7 protein-coding genes are annotated in these 5,259 nt (G+C 65.6%); 4 read left to right on the top strand and 3 right to left on the bottom strand.

Going from position 1 to position 5,259, the window contains the following annotated elements; all coding sequences use genetic code 11:
- Positions 1-241 precede the first annotated feature (241 nt).
- From AC1DRP_RS34670 to AC1DRP_RS34660, 3 genes are all read left to right on the top strand, one after another.
- Positions 242-913, top strand: coding sequence for a LuxR C-terminal-related transcriptional regulator (locus AC1DRP_RS34670; RefSeq protein WP_441504704.1), 672 nt, complete (start codon positions 242-244; stop codon positions 911-913).
- Between the two features lie 97 nt (positions 914-1,010).
- Entirely contained in the window at positions 1,011-1,616 is a 606-nt protein-coding gene (locus AC1DRP_RS34665; protein WP_441504705.1) for a hypothetical protein, read from the top strand.
- A gap of 203 nt (positions 1,617-1,819) precedes the next feature.
- The gene (locus AC1DRP_RS34660; protein WP_069876938.1) at positions 1,820-2,041 is read left to right on the top strand and encodes a hypothetical protein; all 222 of its coding nucleotides are present in this window, start codon (positions 1,820-1,822) and stop codon (positions 2,039-2,041) included.
- Positions 2,042-2,113: 72 nt separating this feature from the next.
- Here the strand turns inward: AC1DRP_RS34660 and AC1DRP_RS34655 are convergent, their stop codons facing one another.
- Together AC1DRP_RS34655 and AC1DRP_RS34650 are read right to left on the bottom strand one after the other, a co-directional pair.
- Positions 2,114-2,752, bottom strand: a complete 639-nt coding sequence (locus AC1DRP_RS34655) for an alpha/beta hydrolase family protein (RefSeq protein ID WP_441504706.1) — start codon at positions 2,750-2,752, stop codon at positions 2,114-2,116.
- Between the two features lie 146 nt (positions 2,753-2,898).
- Entirely contained in the window at positions 2,899-4,017 is a 1,119-nt protein-coding gene (locus tag AC1DRP_RS34650; protein WP_476770907.1) for an FAD-dependent oxidoreductase, read from the bottom strand.
- Between the two features lie 54 nt (positions 4,018-4,071).
- Here AC1DRP_RS34650 and AC1DRP_RS34645 point away from each other — a divergent pair, with 54 nt between their 5' ends.
- Positions 4,072-4,518 carry a MarR family winged helix-turn-helix transcriptional regulator gene (locus tag AC1DRP_RS34645; RefSeq protein ID WP_441504708.1) on the top strand — a complete coding sequence of 149 codons (447 nt, stop codon included), beginning with the start codon at positions 4,072-4,074 and terminating at the stop codon, positions 4,516-4,518.
- A gap of 22 nt (positions 4,519-4,540) precedes the next feature.
- Here AC1DRP_RS34645 and AC1DRP_RS34640 read toward each other — a convergent pair whose 3' ends face one another.
- Positions 4,541-5,017: a MarR family winged helix-turn-helix transcriptional regulator gene (locus AC1DRP_RS34640; protein WP_441504709.1), complete on the bottom strand. Its 477-nt coding sequence runs from the start codon at positions 5,015-5,017 to the stop codon at positions 4,541-4,543.
- Positions 5,018-5,259: the final 242 nt, after the last annotated feature.

Here is a 5,259-nt window from a genome sequence, read left to right as displayed (position 1 = left end):
AGATTGCCATTGCTGGTCTCAGCCGGCCCGGGTGACCGCCGCAGCGGCGGCAGAATGCCCTCCCGCCTGCCGCCAGCCACAACCTCAGGCGCAGAAAACGGAACTCTTCTACCTAAGGTTTAGCAAGACAGGTTTGTCGACCCGATTGAATCGAGATTGTTCTCATTTTGAGAGGATTTACAAAGAGCGTTGACTACGCAACCATCCGGTCAGGCTTGGGGGTAGAGTGCAGAGGTCAGCCATGCCGGACCTTTCGGTTGCGATCGTCGATGATCACCCCATGCTGATGGAGGGGATCGCCGTGCTGCTGAAACGCTGGGGCGGTTTCATGCTCGCCGCGACGGGGACTGTCGCAGATCACATCGTGCCGATCGCCAGAACGCATCGCCCGGATGAGATGATCGTCGATCTCAGCATGGCGGGGGATGTCTTCCAGGCGATTGCGGACGCGTTGAAGATCGCTCCTGAGACGAAGATCGTGGTGTTCACCGCCTCGGCCAGCACGGAAGACGCGATCAGGGCGCTGGATGCCGGGGCCAAGGGCTATGTCCTGAAAGGCAGTCCCGGAGAAGACCTCTTCCAGGCTCTTCAGGCGGCACAGCGAGGCGATGTCTATGTCACGCCCTCCTTCGCGACCAAGCTGATCTGTGCGTTGAAAGAAAAGACCCTCGAAAGACAGAAGGCGGTCAGCAACAGGCTCAGCGTCCGGGAGCAGCAGATCGTCAATCTGCTGCTGCTCGGCAAGATGAACAACGAAATCGCCCGCGAGCTGTCGCTCAGCGCCAAGACCGTCAAGGGTTACATGACCAATCTGATGGCCAAGCTGAACGCGCGCAACCGCCTCGAGGTGGTGCTCGCCGCGCAAAGGCTGACTGCGGGAGCGAACACCCCTGCCGTGATCAGGCGCCCGTGAACGAGGACCGGCCCTGCCGGGCCCGTTGAGAGGGCCGCAGTCGCTAGGCTCCAGACGCTAGCCGGGCTCAAGGCAGCCAGAGCCGGGGAGGCTCGGCATGACGGTCGCGGACACTCTTACGCCCGGCATTCCGGTCCAACTGGCTTCCAGGGCGATCCTGCAGCACCGGGTCATCGGCAGGGCGACACGCTGCGGCATCGCGGCGGCTTGCCTGTGCTGCCTCCTTGTCATCCTCGTCTGCAATCCTGCCCGCGCTGCCGAATCCGACTTTCTCGAGCGTTTTCGCGGCGACTGGTCCGGCTCCGGCAAGGTCCAGCGCGACGGCGGCAGCCAGCCGCGGCACGTGACCTGTTCGATCATGGGGCGGCCCACCGAAAATCGGATCAGCGCGCAAGGCAGCTGCCGCGCCTATCTGATCTTCGTGCGCCCGGTCGCGATCGATGTCACTTATGATCCGCGCTCCGGCACCTATCACGGCACCTATACCGGCGCCCGGATCGGCCCCGCCCGGCTCAGCGGCACGCGCAGCGGCGACACCCTGAACCTTCGCATCGAGTGGCCGCGCCCGGTCAATGGCGACACGCAGGCCGCGATGGTCATCCAGAATGACGGCCGCGGCATCCTGCGGATGACCGTCGCGGATAACCTCACGCCCGGCGGCCCGATCCTGCAGACCTCCGAGATCATCCTGGTGCGTCAATAGGCGGGACCTGATCGGAACCGCCCTCGCCCACTCCGGAGAGATGATGCCCTGGCGGGGACCTGCGTCCTGGCTGAAGCACGCCCTCGAATTCGCGTGCCGTTGGACGATTCGCGCCCAATGGTAATCTCGGGGTTGCGATTGGCGTGAACCGGCCTCACTCTAAGGCATGAGCAGTATCGTCTCACGAACCGGCATGGCCATGCATGCGTGAAGAGCGACCCGACCGCCGGCGGAACCGCGCGCCAGGCTACCCGAACCGGCGCTCCGTGATGCTGAGCTCGGAGGCGGACTATATTCGCGCCTGCGCCAGGGCGCGTGATCTCCACGCCGCCGCCCACCATCCGATGGCCGAGCTGGAGCTTGAGAACCTGGCTCTCGCGATCCTGACCTGGGAACTCAAAAGCAGCGGGCCGGACGGAACCTGAGGCCGGCCAGACCGACGAAGCGGCGCCGGGCCCGGGGTCGCGCCGCTTCCCCTGCCCGCGCCGGCCGTGCCCCTATGCCGTGAGGCTATCCGCCCAGGCGGCGACCTTGTTCGACAGCGTCCTCAGATGGTCGTCGATGGAATAGCCCGAGACCGCCTTGCGCGGCTTCAGGTCGTGATCGCCATCGTCGAGCCAGAGGATCTCGATGGCGCTGGAGAGCGTGTAAGCCGACACCTCCTCGCGCGTTCCGAACAGGTCCCTCGTCCCCTGGGCGATCAGCGTCGGCGTCTTCATGGTCTCGAGATGCGCCGTGCGCAGCTGCTCGGGCTTGCCGATCGGGTGGAAGGGATAGCCAAGGCAGAGCAGGCCGGCGATCCGGCCGGATGCGTGCCACTCGTCGGCCAGCATGCTGGCGACACGTCCACCCATCGATTTGCCGCCGATGATGAGCGGTCCCTTGCAATCAAGCGCGCCGATGGCGGCGGCATATTCCGAGATCAGGGTTTCGGCGCGCGGCGGTGGCTTTCGACCAGCTGATGTCCGCCGACCTGCCATGTAACCGAACTCGAACCGGGCCACGCGAAGACCGGCCGCAGCCAGAGCGCCGGCGTTGGCCGTCATCGAAGCGGAATCCATCGGAGCCCCCGCGCCATGCGCCAGGAGGATCGTTGTCCTCGCCTCAGCCGGGCCATCCATCAGAAATGCCACCATCGCCGCCTTCGCCTTGCCGGAGCTGTCGGCTTCTCGCCGCCGGCCAATCTTCGGGTCGGCCGAGATTAAGCGGAAGCCGCCGCAATCAACAGCGTCGCCAGATCGCGCTCGTCAAGTCCGGGCCGATGAATGCCTCCAGGAGCATGTCAGGCTTCGACCCGCTGGCGATAATGATCCAGAACGGCCGCGACGCCCTCGGCCGACACCGCACCAGCCAGTCCTTCGGCCGCGCCTTCCGCGGCAGGTCTCGCCCGTCGCATCATCGCGGCTTCGTAAGCGGCAACCGCGCCCCATCCATCTCCGCTTGTCAGCGCGTCTGCCAGGTCGACGGCATCGGCGAGCGCCAGATTCACGCCCTCGCCGCCGAAGGGCGACATCAGATGGGCTGYGTCCCCAAGCAAGGTCAGCCCCACCCTGCTTTGCCAGGAATGATCGATCGGCAGCGCATAGAGCGGGCGGACGGCGATAAGCTCGCCACTGTCGATGAGATGGACGAGGGACGGCGCCCAACCTGCGAAACGATCGCGCAGCATTGCCCGGATGCGATCGTCGCCGAGCGACATCCAATCGCGCGCCTCCGCCTCGGGAAGACGCAGACCCGCGTAGCCGCGGATATGGCGGTGTCCATTGCGTTGCGCGATCAGCACCCGATTGTCGCCGACGGCGAACATCTTGCCGCTCCCGACCAACCCATCGACGTCGGGATGGCGTTCGGCAGCGAAGCCGAACTCGACCAGCGTTACCCCCTCGTAGAGCGGCCGGGCATCGGAGAGCAGGGCGCGGACACGCGACCATGCCCCATCCGCACCGATGACGATATCGAAGCGTTCCGAGATTCCGTCGACGACGACATCAAACCCGCCCGCCTCGATCGGTGTCACGGCATCGACCTTGCTCGCCCAACGCAGCGTCATGGGCGCAAGCGAGCCGAGCAGGATCTGGCGCAAGGCGGTCCGGTCGACCTCCGGTCGATTGTCTCCGGCACCGTCGCGGTCGAACAACAGCGTGCCGTTCTGGTCATAGAGCCGGTCGCCCTGATCCTCGGGCCGCGCCACGGCGCGAAACTCGGCTTCGAGCCCAGCCCGGGCGATAGCCTGCTGGCCGGTCTCGGCGTGGAGATCGAGCGAGCCACCCTGTGGCCGGTCACCGGCATGGCGATCCCGCTCGAAGACTGTCGGCTGAAGCCCGCGCAACAGAAGGAGCCGGGCGAGCATCAACCCGCCGGGGCCGCCGCCGATGATCGCGATTTTCGGTCTGGTTGTCATGACAGGATCCTCAATATACATAGGAGCCTATATAACAACATAGGAGCCTATGCAATGACATCCGAGGACTGGGACCCGATGGCCTATCCCGGCCATTATTTCAGCCGGATCGCGCGCGGCCTGGCCCGGATCGGTGATCTACGCCTCGGAAAGATTGGTTTCGCCACCGCTCAGCTTCCGGTGCTGGCCGCCCTGAAAGACGGGGACGGTCGATCGCAAACCGAGCTCGCGCGCTGGGCAAGGGTCGAACAGCCGACAATGGCGCAGCTTCTCGCGCGCATGGAGCGTGACGGCATCATCCGGCGGGAGCCCGATCCGGCCGATCGCCGCAGCAGCCTGATCTCGCTGACGCAGGAGGCACGCGACCGCCTGCCGGCGGGACGGGCGATCCTTCAGCAGAGCAATGAAGAGATGACGCGTGGTCTCTCGGCTGAAGACCTGCAGACGCTGATCGCATTACTCCGTCGCGTGCTCGGGAATCTCGAGGCGATGGAGCGATAGCGCCGGGCGGTCGATCACATGGTCATTCCACGCCCTCCGCTCCGGCCGCCTGGTGGGCGCCGGTTGCGTCGCGCATGCCCTGGCGCAGGGCCTGGACGCGGCTGTTGAGCTCGATCATCTCGGGCACGGCGAAGCCGGAATGGCGCAAGAGCGCATCGGTCAGGCACCCTGTCTTGGGATGCAGGCTCCTGCCCTTCTCCGTGAGATGGACCTCGACCAGACGCTCGTCGATGGTGCTGCGCCGACGGGCGAGAAAGCCCGCCGCCTCGAGCCGCTTGACCGCGGGCGTGATCGTGCTCGGCTCGAGCGCGAGGCGCTCGCCGATCGCCCCGATCGTCAGGCCGTCCCGCTCCCAGAGCGCGCTCAGCACGAGATATTGCGTATAGGTCACGCCGAGCGCGTCCAGCATCGGCTTGTAGACGCGCTGGATCGCCAGCGAGGCGGAATAGATCGAGAAACAGAGCTGGCCGTCGAGCGGCAGCGTCGGGGCATCGGTCATCGGCATCCTCCAGGGGCCTCGCGGGCCCAGATCTCGAAAAACAATATCGCGATAAAGAAATCGCTTTACAAGGCCGCGGGGCCTCTGTATCGAGTTACATATCGCGATAATGATTATCGCAGAAACAGGAAGGAGCCACCGTCATGACCAAGTCCCTGATCGCTGCCGCCGCCCTCTCCGCTACCGTTGCCCTCTCCGCCGTCGTCGCCGGCACCGCCGCCGAGGCCGCCCCTGCCGTCAGG

Source organism: Allobosea sp. 01N443 (assembly GCF_056399325.1).
This window is presented reverse-complemented; position numbering and strand designations above follow the sequence as displayed.